Raw genomic sequence first — 16,513 nt, 5'->3', positions numbered from 1 at the left:
CGATGAGGGCCAGGCGGCTCTCCGCCTCGAACTCGTCGCCCCGGTTGGCGAGGGCTGTGTGCAGTTGCCCGACGCGTCTGCGCAGGACGCAATCGGTGAGGTCGGGGCCGTCCACCGGCGGCTCCCTGCACCGCAGGCATCGGGCCGAGAAGTTCAAGAAGTTCCTCATGAAGTTCGACAAAGAGGTGCCTGCCGGCCTGGACGTCCACCTGATCACACACAACCGCTTGATCACTCCCGCGGGACGGCGGGGTCAGGGAAGGGCGGGGCGTTGACGCGTGCCATGCTGGAACTTCCGGTTTATGGCGGCGAGCAGGGAAAGCGGCAGCGTGAGGACAGTGACACGGGCGAGCCGGACGAGGATCTGGGACCGGTTCTCGGCTTCCGACCCCGGACTGTTGCGGCTGATGGCCGGCCTGCGGACAGTCGGCGCCATCGCGCTCACGCTCGCCGTCCTGGCGCTGCTCAAGGCCGATGTGAGCCACATGGTGGCCGGTGCCATCGCGGCCATGGTCGCGACCTTCGCCATCAAGGAGAAGCAGCGGCGCGAACAGGCCATCACGCTCGCGCTCGGCCTGCCCGTGGCGCTCGTGGCGATGTCACTGGGAGCGCTGTTGAGCACCGAGGTCGTAGCGGGCGATCTCTTCTTCCTCGCCTTGATCTTCGCCGCGGTCTACAGCCGCCGGTTCGGTGATCGCGGTACGGCCCTGGGACTCATCGGGTTTCAGATCTACTTTGTGTCCCTGTTCGTCAGAGCCTCTGTCTCCGCGCTGCCGGGCCTGTGCGGAACGCTGATCGTCGCGTTCGTCTGCAGCGCGGTCGTGCGGTTCGGCGTGGTCGTCGAGACGCCCGAACGCATTCTGCTGCGACTGCGCGAGGCCTTCCGTGCTCGCCTCGCCCAATTGGTTTCCGCCCAGATCGAGTTGCTCGATGCCGGGCCGGACCACGTCGAGAAGGCGCTGGAGGACGTACGCCGGCACACCGCGCGCCTTCACCAGAGCGCGATGATGATCCAGGGGCGGCTGGAGGAGGGCACCAGCGACAGCGCCACCGCCTTGCTCGTCCAGCGCCGCATCGCCGACGCCGAGATCGCCGCCGAGCGGCTCGGCGTACTCATCCTCACCGCGCGCAGCTCCGAACGCGCCGATACGCTCACGCTTCATCTGCCGCACGCGCCCGTGCCGACGCCCGGCAACCAGCTGCGGACACAGGACGACATCACCGCGACGCTGCGCCGTGATCTCAACGCGTTGCGCCTGCTCGTCGCCCGCCCGGCCTCGAACAATCGCGGCGCCGCGGTGGCCCACCTGCGCAACCGGCTGATCGGCTATCGGGACGAGGAGAATCTGCCGCGCGCCTCGGCCCCCGTCCAGGACGTCTTCCGCGGCATCGGGGAGGCCGCGCGCGCTGTCATGGGCCTGCGGCTGGCCCTCGACGGGCCCCAGGACGAGTCCGACGACACACCTGCGACGACGCGTTCTCGCGAGGAACTGGACGCCGAGGACGTCGCCATCGCGCAGGCCGAGGAGACCGAGCCTGTCGAGAATGTCCGCAAGGGACTGGAGCGTCCCACGACCCGTGCCGCGGTCCAGGTGTCGGTGGGTTCCGCGCTGGCCATCGTGGGCGGGGAGTTCCTCTCCAGTCAGCGCTGGTACTGGGCGGTGCTGACCTGCTGGGTCGTCTTCCTGAACACGGCGTCCACCGGGGAGATCCTGGTCAAGGGCTACCGTCGGCTGCTGGGCACGGTTCTCGGCGTCGTCGCCGGTGTCGGCCTGGCGGGCCTGGTGGGCCACCACACCTGGACGGCGTTCGCACTCGTGCTGCTGTTCATCTTCGCCATGTTCTTCACCGCACCGCTGTCGTACGCCCTGATGTCCTTCTTCGTCACGGCGGCACTGGGGCTGCTGTACACCCTGCTCAACACCTACAGCTCCGCGGTGCTCGTCCTGCGCATCGAGGAGACCGCGCTCGGCGCCGCCTGCGGCGTGATCGCGGCGGCCGTGATCCTGCCGGTGCACACCGATCGCCGTACCGATGAACTCCTCGGCACGGTGCTGACCCGGCTCGGTGACGTCACGGATGCCGCGGTGGAGCAGCTGAGCGGCGGGCCCGCGCTCGATCTGCTGGACATGGCCAGGGAGCTTGATACGGCACTGGAGGATCTGCGGTCCTCCACGCAGCCGTTGACCCACCCGATCACCCCACTGCGGACCCGCCGCCACACCGCTCGCTACGTCGTGGCACTGCTGGAGACGTGCGCCTACCACGCGCGTTCGCTGGCGGCGACGGCCGAACTCCTCCCGAACAGCAAGAGCGTCGCCGCGGACCCGCTCCTGAAGGGGGCAGGCCGCCGCATCGCCCACAACATCGACGTCCTCGTCGCGCGTGTCGAGGACGACGACAGCGACGGCGTGGTGGAGACCGGCGCGAGTCTGGCCTCCATGCTGGAGACGGACAAGCCCGGCTCCCCCCGGCACGACCGTGTCACGGACCGTGTCCTGCGGCATCTGCAGCGCCTGGACGAAGGGTTGATCGGTCTGGCCCGCCCCCTCGGGGCGTCTGTCGCGACACCCGACCGGGTGTCGTCTCGGGGCGGGGGCGGGGGCGGGGGCGCGTAGCCGGGGCCGGCGTCGCGGCGTTCAGCCCTCGTTCCACGGAAACCGGTGTGTGTGGATCCCGAAGTACGTGAACGACCGGACCTGTCGGACCCCTTCGATGGGGCGGACCACGTCGTTGACGAAATCCAGCATGTCTCTGGGGCCCGGGCAGACCACCTCGGCGGACAGGTCGACGCCGCCGGAGGTGGGCACCGAGTTGACCACCTCGGCCCGCTCGGCCAGATTGTCGGCGACCGCTCGCGGATCGCCGTCCACGGCGACACCGAGCAGTGCCATCGACTGTCCGCCCATGCCCATCGGGTCGGTCACTCCGACCGCCTGAGGTGGTGGGGGTTGGTCAGGGTGATCGGCTGCAACGGGCCGAAGTGTGCCTCGATGGGGTTCGCCCAGGAGGCGTTCGTCGGGGTGAAACACAGTTTTACCTTCTTGTTCTCCGCCCAGCGCAGGATGCGCCAGTTCTTGTGGGCCGGCAGGTTGCCCAGGATCACGTGGATCGGGGCGCCGTCCGGACGCGCCGCACGGATGCTCTTGAGCGCGGCCCGGGTCGGACCGCTGCCCTTGCGTCGCCGGTTGACGCCCCAGAGGGTGTCGTCGCCGACCGAGTAGCAGCCGTGGAAGTACGTGGTGCGGTGGAAGGTCGCCGGCAACCGGTTGGGCTTGCCTTTCTCGGCCCAGCAGGAACGGCGGTCGGACGAATACCGAGCAGGCCGAACTCATCGAAGGCGAAGGTGGCGTCGGGCCGCTGGTGAAGTGCGTACGCGATCTGGTCCAGCTTGGCGTCGAAGTCCGGGTCGGTGGACTCCTTGCAGATGGGCGAAGGCACGCTCCACGACCCAACGTTGGGTGCCCAGTCCGGAGCCGTGCTCGGTGCCCCGGCGGGCGATCACGGGCTTCACGCCGAGTTCCCGGACGAGTCGGCGGTACTTGTCGTGATCGTAGCCACGGTCACCCAGCACCACATCCGGGCGGCGCCCGGGCCGGCCGCGCTTGCCCCGCACGGCGGGCACCGCCTCCAGCAGCGGGATGAGCTGCGTGACGTCGTTGCCGTTGCCGCCGGTCAAGGTGGCTGCGAGCGGGGTGCCGGTGGCGTCGGTGATGAGAGGGTGCTTGCTGCCGCTTCTGCCCCGGTCGACGGGGCTTCGTCCAGTCTTAGATCCCCCTTTAACGCCCGGATGCGGGAGCTATCGACCGCAGCCCGGGAGAAGTCCAGGGCGTTCACGCGGCCCGGCCCGCTCCAGGTGCTGGTGTTCCACGCCGGTCAGTTCGGCAGATGACAAGACTCGCTCCTTGCGTGTACGGGATCACCTTCGCCGTCAGGGGGAGATCTCACGGCACCCACCGTGCCAGGCCGTGGCCTGAGGCGTCCAAGAGATGTCAGCCATCGCAGCCATCGGCGGCGTCTATCGCCGCGCGGCGCCGACAGTTCGGCAGCGGCCCTTCGACGGTGGCGTTCGAGCGTTCCTGCACCCGGGCTGCGGTACGAGGTGAGCAGTGTCTCGTACTAAATCTGTATACCAAAAGCTGTGCGGTGAACGGTGCTTAGCGGCTGCGTTTCGAGCATTGGCAGGCGACGAATGCGTGAGGTCTTGTTCCGTACCCATTTTTGGTATACCAATTAGCCCCCGTTGGACATCTAGCGTCGAGGAGCCCGCCATGTGTGTCGATTCCGCCCCGCCCCCGCCCGGTCGTGTCACCCGTCGCGGCGTCCTGGCCGGGGCCGCCGCTCTGGCGGGTACCGCCGCGGCCCTGTCGGCAGCGCCGTCCGCGGCGGCGCACGGGCGCGCTCCGGGGAGGACCGCCGCGCCTGCGGGTGACCTGGTCGTCGAGGGCGGCACACTGCTCGATCCGGCGACCGGTGAGGTCACAGAGGACGCGGTCGTCGTGATACGTGACGGCCGGGTACGCACGGCCGGGGCGCGGGCACGGGTCGAGGTCCCCGACGACGTGCCCCGCCTCGACGCGCACGGCCGCTGGGTGCTGCCGGGCCTCGTGGACGCGCACATCCACCTCAACACCGCCGCCGAGGCGCGTGAAGCGGTCCGCAAGGGTGCCACCAGCGCTCGCAGCGGTTCCACGAACTTCTACCAGGATCTTGCCGTGAGGGAGCTGGCCCGCCAGGCCCCGGAGCTGGCTCCTCGGCTGCGGGCCGCGGGTGTGTTCGTCACGCCCGACCTGGGCGACACCATCCTGGCCGACCCGGACCTCACGCCGCTGGCACGCCTGAAGGACGGGGTACGTTCTGCCGAGGCACTGCGCCGCGTCGTCGGGGTCAATCTCGCCCGCGGCACCGACGTGATCAAGACACGGGTCAACGAGCGCGCCGGCCTGCCGGAGCAGGACCCACTGGCACAGGTCTACTCGTACGAGCAACTCTCCGAGGTAGTGCGGGCGGCGCGGCGCGGCGGCAAGGGCGTGCTGTGCCACAGCTACAGCGAGCGTGGCTGCGACGACGCGGTCCGGGCAGGCATCCGCTCCCTGGAACACGGGGTGTTCGTGAGCGAGCGGACGCTGCACGACATGCGGCGCAGAGGTACCTGCTTCACACCGACACTGACCGCCATCGCCGGGCTCGCCGACTCACCGAACCCGGTACTCGCCGAACGCGGACGCACCTACCTGCCCATTCTGAAGGAGGCGGTGAGGGCGGCGCACCTGCTGGGCGTCCCGCTGGCGGCGGGCACCGACTCCTCCGGCGGTGAGATCGAACCCATCGGACGCGAGGTGGAGTTGATGCGTGCGGCAGGCCTTTCGGCGCTCGACGCGATCCGCACCGCCACGACCGGAGCAGCCCGGCTCCTCGGACTCCAGGAGACGGCGGGCCGTCTCGCGCGCGGCTTCTCAGGAGATCTGATCCTGGTGGACGGCGACCCGCTCGCCGACGTGTCCGTGCTCAAGACACCCCTTCGCGTGGTGCGCGCGGGCAGGGCGCTCTAGTCGTGCCGGTTCTTCGTTTGCGGATCTGAAGCCCTTGTGCTGCTGCCGAACGGCCGTCGCTCATGGCCTGCCGCGACACCTGTCCCCGTCCTTTCTGCTCAGTCGAAGGAGTCCCCATGACGCCCCCTCCCTCTCCGCTGTCCCGGCGTGGTGTCCTCGCCGGCGCCGCCTCCCTGGCGGGCACCGGTGTCGCACTGTCCGCAGCCACACCCTCGGCCCGGGCCGACTCCCGGAGCCGGCCCGGCAACGCAGTGATCTTCCGTGATGTGCGCCCCTTCGGCGCGACGAACCCCGTGGATCTCACCGTCGTCGACGGCCTGATCACCCGCGCCCGGGCCCCCCGAGGCGCCAAGGTGATCGACGGCGGCGGCCGAATCGCCCTGCCGTCCCTCGTGGACGCCCACATCCACCCCGACAAGACGACGTGGGGCGGTCCATGGGTTTCGCGCCGACCGGCGAACAGCATCGCCGACTTCGCCGCCCAGGACGTGGAGCTGTTCCGCAGTCAGCGCCGGCCGGTGGCCGAGCGGGCCCACGGGCTCATGGCGCACGCCGTGACCCGCGGGACGCGGGCCATGCGTGCCCACGCCGACATAGCTCCGGCCTACGGTCTCACCTGCGTGGAAGGCGTCGCGCAGGCACGCGAACGGCTCGAGCACGCGCTTGACGTGCAGATCGTGGCCTTCCCGCAGCACGGCGTCGTCCGCGCTCCCGGCACGGCGGCACTGCTGACGGAGGCGGCTCGCAGCGGGCTCGTGGACATGATCGGGGGGATCGATCCGATCAGCTTCGACCAGGCCCTGGATGAGCAGTTGGACCTCGTCTTCGACCTCGCGGACCGGTACGGCGTCGGCGTGGACATCCATCTGCACGACCGGGGCGAGACGGGCCTGACGGTGCTGCGCGGCATCATCGACCGCACCCGGGCCCTGTCCCTCCAGGGCAAGGTGACCGTCAGCCACGTCTTCTGTCTGCCCGGTCTCTCCGACACCGAACTGGCGAAGATGGCGGAGGAGCTGGGCAGCCTGGACATCTCCCTGACCACAGTGGCGCCCAACGAGTCGCTCGTCCTGCCGATCGCGAAGCTGCGGGAGCACGGCGTGCGGGTCGGGCTCGGCTCGGACGGAGTACGCGACTCCTGGAGCCCGTTCGGAAACGCGGACATGCTGCACCGGGCACACCTGCTCGGCTGGGTCACGGACGTGCGCCTCGACAAGGAACTGGCGGCCTGTTACGAGGTGGGCGCGCACGGTGGTGCCGACGTCATGCGACTGCCCCGTGCCGACCTCTCCCCGGGCTCCCCGGCCGACTTCGTCCTGATGCGCGCCGAATGCCTGCCGCAGGTCGTGGTGGACATGCCGACGCGCGACATGGTGGTGCACGGCGGGCGGGTGGTGGCCCGGGACGGCGCACTGGCGTAACGGGCCGTTCTGCGTTTCCGCCCCGGTAGCGACCCGTCAGATCGGTACGCGCACAACGTGACGGGATGCCCGGTGCAGGCGGGAAGACTCAGCGACTCGTGGATGCCGGCGCAGATGTGGAAGGCGCAGGACGGCGTACGTGACGGCAGGCACCGGCTGGACAGGCGAGAGGACAGCCGGTACGTGCCGTCATGCCGCGGAGCGAGTTCTTGCGCCAGGTCGTCAGGGTGCGCGCAGCCGAGGAAGCACGCCTCGCGGCCCACAGGCCCGCCATCGCCGCGCCCGAGGAGGTCTCAGACCTTGGCGGGCAGGTGCGCAGGCCGGACCGGTACGGGCAGAAGGCACGCGAGCGGGTGCCACAGAATCCTGCGGCGGTTTGTCGGCGTTCTCACCGACGCAGCAGTCGCGCGATCTCGGTGTAGCCGTGTCGCCGGGCGTGCTGGAGTGGGCTGACACCGTTCCTGTCGGTGATGGAGCGGTCGGCTCCTGCGTCGAGGAGCAGCTTGACGACTTCCTGGTGGTCCTGGCCGCCGTTGCCGAGGATGACGGCCTCCAGGAGCGCGGTCCAGCCGAGGTTGTTCACGTGGTTGATATCGATGTCGATCTCCGGGTTGTTGGTGACCTCCCGTACGTATTCGGCGTGGCCTCGTTCCGATGCGGGGATGAGGGAGGTGCCGCCGTATCGGTTGACGACGGTGTAGTCGGGGTGGGCGGCGGCCAAGGTCCGGGCCATGGTGGCGCTGCCGGTCACTCCGGTCACCAGCCACGGCGTGTCGTGCTGCTGGTCGAGCGCGTCAGGGTCTGCTCCGGCCTTGATGAGGGTCTCGGCCGCCTTCACGTGATTGCCGGTGACCGCCAGCAGGAGCGGGGTCCGGCGGTTCTCGTCGCGGGTTTCCACGTCGGCGCCGCGTCGGAGGGCCTCGCGCACGGCGTCTGTGTCACCGGAGCGTGCCGCTTCGAGGAGGTCCGGACCGGTGGCCGGTTCTGCGGGGGAGTGCGCCGTGGAAGGCGAATGTGCCGGAGACTTCGCGGGTGAGGGGGTACCGCCCTTGGCAAGGGTGGAACGCTGCTGGGCGCTGCTGTCGCTGCCGGACTGTGTGGCGCATGCGGTCGTGACTGCGAGCACGCCCGCCAGTGCCGTGAACAGGATGGTGGAGCGTCGTACAGGTGTCATCTGTCCTCTTTCGGCCCGAATGGCCGCCGGTTCCCGAGCCCTTCGACGGGCGGGAAGCGGCAGCGCCGCGGGACGCCGGGCGCAAGCAGGTGATCTGCACCATCCACTCTCACGTCGCGCACGGGCGCCGCGGTGGGTGAAGTGGCTCGGTGAGGGGAGCAGTGCGGTGGACTGTCGTGTCGGCCGAACGGTTGATGTGCCGCGTCCGCAGGCCGGACGGAGGCATCATCGGCGGGCGTGCGGCGCGGCCGTGTCACGGTGCCTGGGCTGCCGGCCCTGGCCGGGACGCGGACGCGGGCCGGCGGCACCGTGCCGGACTGCGCGGTCGGCTGTCCGGCGGGGGCGGAGGGCTCGGACGGCGGCGTCGAGGCGCTGGGACGGGGAGGGACGCGACGACGGCCGGTGGGCCGGGGCGCAGGAACGGGAAAGGGAGCGGAGGACGCTCGGGCGCCGCGGACGCCGAAGCGGCCACAGCGCCGGAACGTGAACGGAGACGGGCTACTGCGCTGCGCGTGCGGCCCGTCGCGTCCTAAGCGGCGGTCGGTGCCCCGGTGACACGTCGATTGCCGCCGTTGTGCTTCTGCCACAGCCGGTAGACCTCGACGGCCGCGTCGCGCGGCTCGTGGCGCATCGGCAGGCGGCGCTCGGTGTAGTCCTTGGCGAACTCACTGTAGAAGGTGTCGAGTTCGAAATACTTGCGGTCGTCCACGTAGTGCGGCTCGTAAGCATCGCGCGTGGTGAGGAAGACAACCTCGTCGGGGGAGCAGTAGTACAGCGAACCCAGGCACATGGGGCAGGGGTGGGCGAGCACATAGATGGTGGCGCCGACCAGGTGCTCCGTGCCGAGCTTCCTGCAGGCCTCACGGATGGCGAGGATCTCGGCGTGTGCGGTGGGGTCGGAGGTCTGGGCGACCTTGTTGGGGCTTTCGGCGAGGATCTCGCCGTCCTTGACGATGACGGTGGCGAAGGGGCGCCCGCCCTCTTCGACGTTCTGGCGGGCGATGTCGATGGTGCGCTGGGCGAAGTCCATGCGGAGGCCTCCGGTGGAAAGGGGGCGCCTGGTGGGCAGGCGGTGTCCCGGGGGAAGAGAGAGGGGGCGGGCTGGAGGGAACCGTGTCGCGTTCCAGCCCGCCGCGATCAATGGACGGACAGTCAGAAGGGCTTGGTCGGAAGGTACTTGCCGTCAAGCGTGATGACGGCGCGCTCGCCGCCCTCCGGATCGGCGACTTTCTTCACATCCAGCTTGAAGTTGATCGCGCTGATGATGCCGTCCCCGAACTGCTCGTGGACAAGGGCCTTGAGAGTGGTGCCGTAGACCTGGAGCATCTCGTAGAACCGGTAGATGGTCGGGTCGGTCGGAAATCCGCCGGGGACCGATCCACGGGTCGGGATCGTCTGCAGCAGCAACACCGCGTCGGCATCCAGGCCCAGCAGCTCCGCGACGGCGTCGGCGGCCTTCTCCGGCAGAGCGTGCTGGCCGAGCACCGCCGCGGTGACGAAGGCGACCGACAGGCCTGCGGCATCGGCGATCTGCTGCCAGGTCAGGTCCTTGCGGGTCTTGGCGTCGACGGCGGTGGCGGCGAGGATCTGGCGCGCGGTGGGGTCGAACTGGGCGTGTGTCATGAGAGGGATTCCTTTCTGCGGTACCGGCCTTGAGGAGCGGCCGGCGAGTTCGGTGGGGTGGTGGGTCATGCCGCGGCCGCGGCGTCGCCGATCGTCTCGATGGCTCCGGTTGCGATGTCGAATACCCAGCCGCGCAGGGTGAGTGACCGGTCGGCCACGGCGCGAGCCACTGACGGGTGGGTGGCCAGGTTCTGCAGCTGCGCGAGGACGTTGGCCCGTACCAGGGTGGCGACTTCGGGCGTGCCCGGTGCGGCGGGGACGGCAGCGGCGCGGGCGGTCGCGGCGTCCGCGTGCCGCAGCCAGCCGGCGATCACCGGCGTGGCGCTGAGGTCGTGCTCCTCGGCCAGGGCGGTCATGGCTCCGCACGCGGAGTGACCGCAGACGACGATGTCGTTCACGCCCAGTACGGCGACGGCGTACTCGATGCTTGCTGCGACACCGTCCGGTCCCGAGGCGTAGGCCGGGACCAGATTTCCCGCGGTTCGGACGACGAACAACTCACCCGGTTCGCTCTGCGTGATCAGCTCGGGTACGACCCGGGCATCGGAACAGCCGATGAACAGCGTCTTCGGCCGGTGTGTCATGGCCAGACGGGCGAACAGCCTCGCCTTGGCAGGAAAGACATCGCGGCGGAAACGTGCGGGGCCGTCTGTGAGGTCGTGCACAGTCACTCCCTTCGGTGGTTGCCGGCCCGACGGGCTGACGAAGTTCACCATGCATGAGCGGCCCCTATAGTGTCCAAGTCTTGATATCCATAACTTTGATTGATCACATCTATAGTTCGCTGCGGGAGGGGTCCTGCCAGGGGGATCCGATATTGGATGCGGGGTCGTTCGGGGGCCGTGAGTCGCCCGGGGCCGTGACCGGCTCGAACCGCGAAGGCTGCGGCATGTGCTGCCGCTCCGCGCCGGAGAGTCCTTCTGGCCGCCGTGCAGGCAACGCGGCAGGAGCGGCGCGCGAACCGGATGGCAGCCCGGATGCGTGACGGCGGTGCCCGGCAGGCCGCGGCGTGGACGACCACGAGTGCGCAGGCTTCCCTGTCGCAGAGAGCGCTGGTCAGGACGGCGTCGAACTGTCCCGGTTCTCGGTGGTGCCGGCGGCCAGATAGCGCATTGCGGAGGCGCGCGTGCCCGCCACGTGCGCGCGGGCCAGCTCTTCCGCCTTCAGCTCGTCGTGGTCGCGGATGGCTTCGTGGAGCCGCTCGTGTTCGCCGCATATGGGGTCGCCGTCGTTCAGGGCGGAGGTGAGGCGGAACAGGCGCCGCAAGCGCGAGTCGAGGGGGCCCATCAGGTCCTGCAGCAGAGGGTTGCCGGAGGCTTCGACGATCTGCTGGTGGAAGTCGGCATTGTGGGTGACCACCTCGCGCAGCCGACCCGCTTCGGCGGCTTTGCGGCTGAGGAGCAACAGACGCTCCATGTTTCGCAGCTGGGCGTCGGTGGCGCGGCGGGCGGCCAGGCCGGCCGCGAGGCCCTCCAGCTTTTCGCGTACGTCGAAGAGGTGCTCGGCGTCGTCCGTCCCGAGGCCGGCGACCAACGAGCCGCGCCGGGGCTGCGTGATGAGGAATCCCTCCGACTCCAGCTGCTGCATCGCCTCCCGCAGCGGGATCCGGGACACCCCGAGCTCCTCGGCGAGTTCCCGCTCCACCAGGCGATGTCCCGCCGGGTACTCGCCCTCGATGATCCGCTCACGCAGCTCCACATACACCCGGTCCCGCAGGGACTGGTGGGTGTCGCCGATCGAGGCGCGACGGTCAGAGCGGCGGGTGGTCATGGGTTCGGCTCCATATGGCGTCGGCACGGACAAGGCCGTGGCGATGGCCCGTGTCGCAGCCGGCCCCGATCTCACCTTCAAGGCGGGGGAGCTGTACGTCGGTGCGTGGCTGGCCGACACCATGCACGCGCTCATCATCGTCAGCGCCTTCGCCGCCACCCTCGCCTTCCACAACGCCGCCGCCCGTTACCTCTACGCGCTCGGCCGTGAAGGACTCCTGCCCCGACACCTGGGCGAGGTCTCTGCGCGGCACGGATCTCCAGGTGGGGCGGTGATTGCCCAGACCGCCTTCAACCTGCTGCTCGTCCTGGCAGGTGCCGTACTGGCCGCCGACCCCCATACCGTGGTCTTCCTGTGGACAAACAGCACCGCAGTCCTGGGCATCATGCTCATGCAGGCCATGGCCGCACTTGCGGTCTGGGCCTTCTTCCGCCACGACCGGCGCGGCATGTCCGCGGCCCGCGTGGTCTGGGCACCGCTTGTCTCGTTCGCCGGACTCGCCCTGCTGACCGTCCTGGCCGTCTTCCACTTCGACCTGCTGACCGGTGAGACAGGGCTTGTGAACGTCGTGCTGCTGGCGCCGCTGCCCCTGGTCCTTGTGGCCGGTCTGTATGTCGCGCTGCGTATCCGCCGCGATGATCCCCAGCGCTACGCATCGCTGACCACGGCCGACGTGGAAAAGGACTGAAGCCTGGACCGCTTGGCAGCCGGGTCGGCCTTGCCGCGTTGTCAGGCGCCTCTGCCCACGCCTCGCCGGCTTGCTCCTGAGTACCAGGTGATCCGCGTCAGCCGAACCGGTCGGCGCAGGTTCCGCGAGGAGACGGGCCCAGGTTGCCGTGGGCGGAGCCGAAACACCTGGGTTCCGGCTGCGTTGCCGCGCGGCAACGCAGCCGGAACCACCATCACCCGCTGTACGGCGCTTGACCATCGCGGCAGATCGAACGGACCGGCCCCGTGACCATCGGCTCCGCCGGTGCCCGTCCTGGTCCACGACGATCGGGACGGTGCCGAACATCGCGGCCAATGTGCCGAAGACGGCCCGAAGTTCCGGTTCGCTGTCGGGCAGCCGCTCGTCGAAGACCTTCTTGCCGGCCGGAGTGAGCCCATGGCCGCGATGAGCGGCCTTGCTGATGTTCAGACCGAGAAGGACACCTACGTCGTCGGTGTCGTACAACTCAACTTCCCGAATTCCGGGCTCGTGCTGTGCTGGACCGGTCATCGGCGCCGTACACGCGCACCCACGTGAGGCAGACCTGCTGCCCTCGGACGGCCGGGGCATTGCGCCCGGCCGGGCGGTAGCCAGACCCCTCACCAGCATCGCCAACGGCACCATCCGAGCCCGGTGACACCACCTTCAGGTCTTCGCTGCGACAGTGGGCAACAGCCATGCCGGGGGCCGGTGGCCCTCTCGCAGGACCACACATACACACCGGGGCAGCGGACACCGGGCTCTCCCGAGGCAGAAGCCCATAGGTGAAGGAGCGCATTAGCGGGAGTGGTGATTGACCCGCTCTATACTCCAAGCATGGGTCCGGAACTACGCCACCTCCGCTATCTGATCGCGGTGGCCGAGCACGGCAATTTCACGCGCGCCGCCGATGAACTGCGCATCTCGCAGCCGACGCTGTCGCAACAGATCAAGCAGTTGGAGAGAGTTGTCGGCGTTCAACTGCTCGACCGCAGTGGCCGCAGCGTCCGCCCGACCGATGCCGGCGAGGTCTACGTGCGCTATGCGCAGCGCGCCCTCCGGGAGCTGGCAGCGGCGGACCGTGCTGTCCTCGACGTGGCTGACCTCTCCCGCGGGCATCTGCGCCTGGCGATGACGCCGACCTTCACCGCCTATCTCATCGGCCCTCTCGCGCAGGAGCTTCACACCCGCCACCCCGGCGTCACACTGGAGGTGCGGGAGATGACGCAGGACCGCATCGAAGCGGGCCTTCTGGCCGACGAACTGGACCTCGGCATCGCATTCGAGGGAACCCATCTGCCCGGGGTCGTCGCAACCGCGCTCTTCACCGAGACTCTCAGCCTTGTCGTCACCACGCGTCGTCCCGATACGCGCGGTGAGCGGCCGTTGCCGGTGAGCGATCTTGCCGGGCAGCAACTCGCCCTCCTCAGCAGCGACTTCGCCACCCGAAGCCACATCGACAACTACTTCGCTCAGCATCACATCAGCCCGCCGATCGCTGTGGAAGCCAACAGCATCCAGGCTCTTACCGAGATCGTGCAGCGCACCGGCCTGCTGGCCACCGTGCTTCCCGACGCCATCGCCGACGACCACCCCCATCTCACCCCCATTTCCATCGACCCTCCGCTTCCCACCCGCGTCGCCACCCTGCTGCGCAGAGACAGCGCCTACGAGAGCGCCGCCGCAGGCGCCTTCATCCGGCTTGCCCGTGACGTGGTCCAGGAACGCGGCTACACGCCGGCCTGACGCCGGACTCCACGTGCGCGCGAGGACAGTTTCCTCGGCCAGGAGCTCCCGGAGGCTGGCATAGCACCGCTGTCACCCCACCGGCCAGTCCGGATTCCAGTACGGGGCGATCGCCGCCAGGGCCCCCGCCCGCCCGGCGCGGCCGGCGCACCGCGACACCACAGGTTGGGCAGCCGCACCCCACCGGCTGGTCCAGAGCCGTCGCGGACCGGGGCACGCACAGCCTCCAGTGCCGCTCACCGTACGCGCGGGTCGCCGACGCCCGGCCACCGGCCTGGGCATGAACCTCGGCGAGTCGGTTGCTGTACTCGCCGAACAGCAGGTCACTGAAGACGGCGAGGTATACGTCGAGCGCCGGGGCATGGGGCATCACAGCGCGGTAGCCGGGCACCAGCCCGGCGGGGAGGTCGAAGTCTTGGGCGAACAGGTCCAGTTGATCGTCGGTGGTGATCTTCGCGCTGCTCCCGACGGTGTCGAGTAGCCAGTACTCCTCCGTCGTGTGGCAGACCAGCAGGTCTACTTCCCGGGCCGTGCCAGTGGCCATCCCTGTGAGGGGGCCGGTGGGCAGAACGTCGCCGTCAAGGACGGGGGCGTAGAGAGAGGGGTCGTAGTGGCGGGTTCCGGAGGCGGGGTCGCGCCGGTAGTCATCGACCACCTGGTCGGAAGCGGTGACCGGGGCCTGCGGGGTCGCGGACGCCAGGCCGTCGGGCGTGGCGGGACAGCCTGCTGCTGCGGCGACCTCGCGGGTGGTCGCCGCAGCGATTTCGAGTGTGTAGCAGGGACTGGCGGCGCTGTGGGTGATGGCGCGGTGGAACAGGCCGCGGGCGCGGTTCATCACCATCAGACAGGCCACCGAAGCGGCCCCGGAGGACTGTCCGGCCACCGTGACGTTGCCCGGGTCGCCGCCGAAGGCGGCGATGTTCTCACGAACCCAGTGCAGGGCGGCGACTTGGTCGAGCAGACCCCGGTTGTCCGGGTAGGAGGTTCCTTCGGCAGCCGGGATGTGTCCGAAACCCTCGAAGCCGAGCCGGTAGTTGAGGGTGACCACGACCAGACCGGCACGGGTCAGTGCGGTGCCGTCGAAGTCGGGCTGGGCTGAGGAGCCGAAGGTGTAGGCACCGCCGTGGATCCAGACCAGAACAGGCAGGCAGCCGCCGTCCGGGGCAGGGTCCAGATATTGACGGTGAGGATGTCCTCGTCGTCAGGGGACCACGCGGGTGCGCCGGGCAGCTGCGCCGACTGCGGGGCGATCGCGCCGAAGTCCGTGCAGTTCCGCACTCCGGTCCACGCCGGTGCCGGGCGTGGTTCCCGGAACCGGTTGGCGCCGAACGGTGCGGCGGCATAGGGAATGCCGAGGACGGCGACGACGTCGGGAGCGGCCCGATGGCCTTTGACTGAACCGTTCCTCGTCTTGAAGATGTCCAAGGAGTCTGCCTCTCGCTGCACGCCAGGCCGCCGTGTGGGGGCTGAGCCTCAGCTTTCCATCGCTCGGTGCCTCAGGACCAACACCAAGATCATGATGATTGACGCATCGACGAAGTTAATCCCCCCGCCGCTCAGAACACGTCGCGGTCGACTGGTCGGCTGACGACCCAGCCACCCGGTGAGAAGAGCGACGATCACCGGGCATCCGTCCAGCCGGGCACCTGGTACTGACAAAGTGCGAACTGGGCCGGCGCCCAGCCCTTCGGTGGCGCCCCCCGGTAAGGCTGTCCCCCCGCTTTCGTGCTGCGGGGCACTGACTTCCTCGTTTATGTACTGAGCCTGCCGGAATGGAGCGCGCGGGGCAGGCCCCGGTCCCCGTGACGGGACGCAGTACGGCCGGAGCCGCACCCGCCGGGCCGGGTCACTGGCTGCGGCAGCCCCTGCCGCAGCCGCACCAATCTCTGCCAGCCCTGCGAGCGAGCGCTGAGAGCCAGTGGACAGGACGAAGAGGTGCTCATCGCGCCTGCTCGACGTCGTCCCGCTCCCGGCTGGCCCGCATTTCAGCGCCGGCCATCCACCGGTAGAAGCCGGAACGGGAGACCTTCAGTATTCGGCACAGCCGCTTGACGCCGAAGGCGCCACGGTGCTCGTCAACGAACCGGAAGCGGCTCACCAGCTGGTCTCGCCCGCAAAATACTTCGCGGCCCTCCGCGGGATCTCCCGCTCGAGCTCGAGTTCCTTTACCCGCGCCCGCAGTTGCTGGTTCTCCCTCTCCACGGCACTGGCCTCGCCCGCCCCCGGCCGTGTGGCCTGTTCGGCGTCCCGCACCTAGATTTCGCAGTGTCTCGTGGTTGACCCCCACGTCCTTGGCGACAGACGCGTACGTTCCACCCGGGCTGGCGTGGTACAACGCGACGGCATCCGCCCGGAACTCGGGCGAGTACTTCGGCCCGAACGGGAACTCCTGTCCTATGGATCTTCACGATCCAATGATCAGGGTGTCCACGATCAAGGGTTAACCCCAAGGCCGGGTAGTTAGCGTTCTCGCAGGTCACGCAAGGGGTGTTGACGGGTTTCTGATGTAGAGCAACGGAGCTCGTTGGTACAGGCAGTC

General features: G+C 69.3%; 12 protein-coding genes and 7 pseudogenes. 6 read left to right on the top strand and 13 right to left on the bottom strand.

Translation table 11 applies throughout. The features are described 5' to 3' along the window. Positions 1 to 121: pseudogene (locus ACGFU7_RS45200) on the bottom strand (AraC family transcriptional regulator); the annotation flags it as partial. A 286-nt stretch (positions 122 to 407) separates the two neighbouring features. Between ACGFU7_RS45200 and ACGFU7_RS45195 the strand changes: the two are divergent. Continuing rightward, positions 408 to 2,618 carry an FUSC family protein gene (locus ACGFU7_RS45195; protein ID WP_393704364.1) on the top strand — a complete coding sequence of 737 codons (2,211 nt, stop codon included), beginning with the start codon at positions 408 to 410 and terminating at the stop codon, positions 2,616 to 2,618. 21 nt (positions 2,619 to 2,639) lie between these two features. Here ACGFU7_RS45195 and ACGFU7_RS45190 read toward each other — a convergent pair. The 3 pseudogenes from ACGFU7_RS45190 to ACGFU7_RS45180 all read right to left on the bottom strand — a co-directional run. Then, positions 2,640 to 2,939, bottom strand: a pseudogene (locus tag ACGFU7_RS45190) (Lrp/AsnC ligand binding domain-containing protein); the annotation flags it as partial. Positions 2,940 to 2,941: 2 nt separating this feature from the next. After that, positions 2,942 to 3,423, bottom strand: a pseudogene (locus ACGFU7_RS45185) (transposase); the annotation flags it as partial. After that, positions 3,380 to 3,828 (bottom strand): annotated as a pseudogene (locus tag ACGFU7_RS45180) (transposase); the annotation flags it as partial. The pseudogenes ACGFU7_RS45180 and ACGFU7_RS45185, both read right to left, overlap by 44 nt. 443 nt (positions 3,829 to 4,271) lie before the next feature. Between ACGFU7_RS45180 and ACGFU7_RS45175 the strand changes: the two are divergent. Beyond that, positions 4,272 to 5,552: an amidohydrolase family protein gene (locus ACGFU7_RS45175; RefSeq protein WP_393704361.1), complete on the top strand. Its 1,281-nt coding sequence runs from the start codon at positions 4,272 to 4,274 to the stop codon at positions 5,550 to 5,552. 116 nt (positions 5,553 to 5,668) lie between these two features. Then, entirely contained in the window at positions 5,669 to 6,973 is a 1,305-nt protein-coding gene (locus ACGFU7_RS45170) for an amidohydrolase family protein (protein ID WP_393704359.1), read from the top strand. 388 nt (positions 6,974 to 7,361) lie between these two features. Here ACGFU7_RS45170 and ACGFU7_RS45165 read toward each other — a convergent pair whose 3' ends face one another. The 5 genes from ACGFU7_RS45165 to ACGFU7_RS45145 all read right to left on the bottom strand — a co-directional run bounded on the left by ACGFU7_RS45165 (position 7,362) and on the right by ACGFU7_RS45145 (position 11,540). Continuing rightward, positions 7,362 to 8,147, bottom strand: a complete 786-nt coding sequence (locus ACGFU7_RS45165) for an ankyrin repeat domain-containing protein (RefSeq protein ID WP_393704358.1) — start codon at positions 8,145 to 8,147, stop codon at positions 7,362 to 7,364. Between the two features lie 529 nt (positions 8,148 to 8,676). After that, positions 8,677 to 9,177: a nucleoside deaminase gene (locus tag ACGFU7_RS45160; protein WP_393704356.1), complete on the bottom strand. Its 501-nt coding sequence runs from the start codon at positions 9,175 to 9,177 to the stop codon at positions 8,677 to 8,679. Between the two features lie 122 nt (positions 9,178 to 9,299). Next, positions 9,300 to 9,770, bottom strand: coding sequence for a cyanase (gene cynS / locus ACGFU7_RS45155; RefSeq protein ID WP_393704354.1), 471 nt, complete (start codon positions 9,768 to 9,770; stop codon positions 9,300 to 9,302). Positions 9,771 to 9,835: 65 nt separating this feature from the next. Continuing rightward, positions 9,836 to 10,435, bottom strand: a complete 600-nt coding sequence (locus ACGFU7_RS45150; protein ID WP_393704352.1) for a carbonic anhydrase — start codon at positions 10,433 to 10,435, stop codon at positions 9,836 to 9,838. A gap of 391 nt (positions 10,436 to 10,826) precedes the next feature. Beyond that, complete coding sequence (locus ACGFU7_RS45145) at positions 10,827 to 11,540, bottom strand: GntR family transcriptional regulator (RefSeq protein ID WP_393704350.1); 714 nt, start codon at positions 11,538 to 11,540, stop codon at positions 10,827 to 10,829. A gap of 43 nt (positions 11,541 to 11,583) precedes the next feature. Here ACGFU7_RS45145 and ACGFU7_RS45140 point away from each other — a divergent pair, with 43 nt between their 5' ends. Then, positions 11,584 to 12,228: an amino acid permease gene (locus tag ACGFU7_RS45140; RefSeq protein WP_393704349.1), complete on the top strand. Its 645-nt coding sequence runs from the start codon at positions 11,584 to 11,586 to the stop codon at positions 12,226 to 12,228. A gap of 294 nt (positions 12,229 to 12,522) precedes the next feature. Here ACGFU7_RS45140 and ACGFU7_RS45135 read toward each other — a convergent pair. After that, positions 12,523 to 12,714 (bottom strand): annotated as a pseudogene (locus ACGFU7_RS45135) (IS110 family transposase); the annotation flags it as partial. On the opposite strand from ACGFU7_RS45135, the gene ACGFU7_RS45130 reads away from it, so the two are divergent. Both ACGFU7_RS45130 and cynR read left to right on the top strand, forming a co-directional pair. Continuing rightward, the gene (locus tag ACGFU7_RS45130; protein WP_393704347.1) at positions 12,646 to 12,786 is read left to right on the top strand and encodes a hypothetical protein; all 141 of its coding nucleotides are present in this window, start codon (positions 12,646 to 12,648) and stop codon (positions 12,784 to 12,786) included. The pseudogene ACGFU7_RS45135 and the gene ACGFU7_RS45130 sit on opposite strands and share 69 nt — an antisense overlap. A gap of 279 nt (positions 12,787 to 13,065) precedes the next feature. Next, complete coding sequence (gene cynR / locus ACGFU7_RS45125; protein ID WP_393704363.1) at positions 13,066 to 13,974, top strand: transcriptional regulator CynR; 909 nt, start codon at positions 13,066 to 13,068, stop codon at positions 13,972 to 13,974. A gap of 247 nt (positions 13,975 to 14,221) precedes the next feature. Here the strand turns inward: cynR and ACGFU7_RS45120 are convergent. The 3 genes and pseudogenes from ACGFU7_RS45120 to ACGFU7_RS45110 form a co-directional block, all read right to left on the bottom strand. Continuing rightward, positions 14,222 to 15,399 (bottom strand): annotated as a pseudogene (locus tag ACGFU7_RS45120) (carboxylesterase/lipase family protein); the annotation flags it as partial. Between the two features lie 514 nt (positions 15,400 to 15,913). Beyond that, on the bottom strand, positions 15,914 to 16,072 hold the full coding sequence (locus ACGFU7_RS45115; RefSeq protein ID WP_393704345.1) for a hypothetical protein: 159 nt from the start codon (positions 16,070 to 16,072) through the stop codon (positions 15,914 to 15,916). A 168-nt stretch (positions 16,073 to 16,240) separates the two neighbouring features. Next, positions 16,241 to 16,372: pseudogene (locus ACGFU7_RS45110) on the bottom strand (transposase); the annotation flags it as partial. Positions 16,373 to 16,513: the final 141 nt, after the last annotated feature.

This window comes from Streptomyces sp. NPDC048473 (genome assembly GCF_043200155.1).
Taxonomy (GTDB): Bacteria; Actinomycetota; Actinomycetes; order Streptomycetales; family Streptomycetaceae; genus Streptomyces.
The sequence above is the reverse complement of the archived record's forward strand: the minus strand, read 5'-3'. Positions and strand labels throughout refer to the sequence as shown.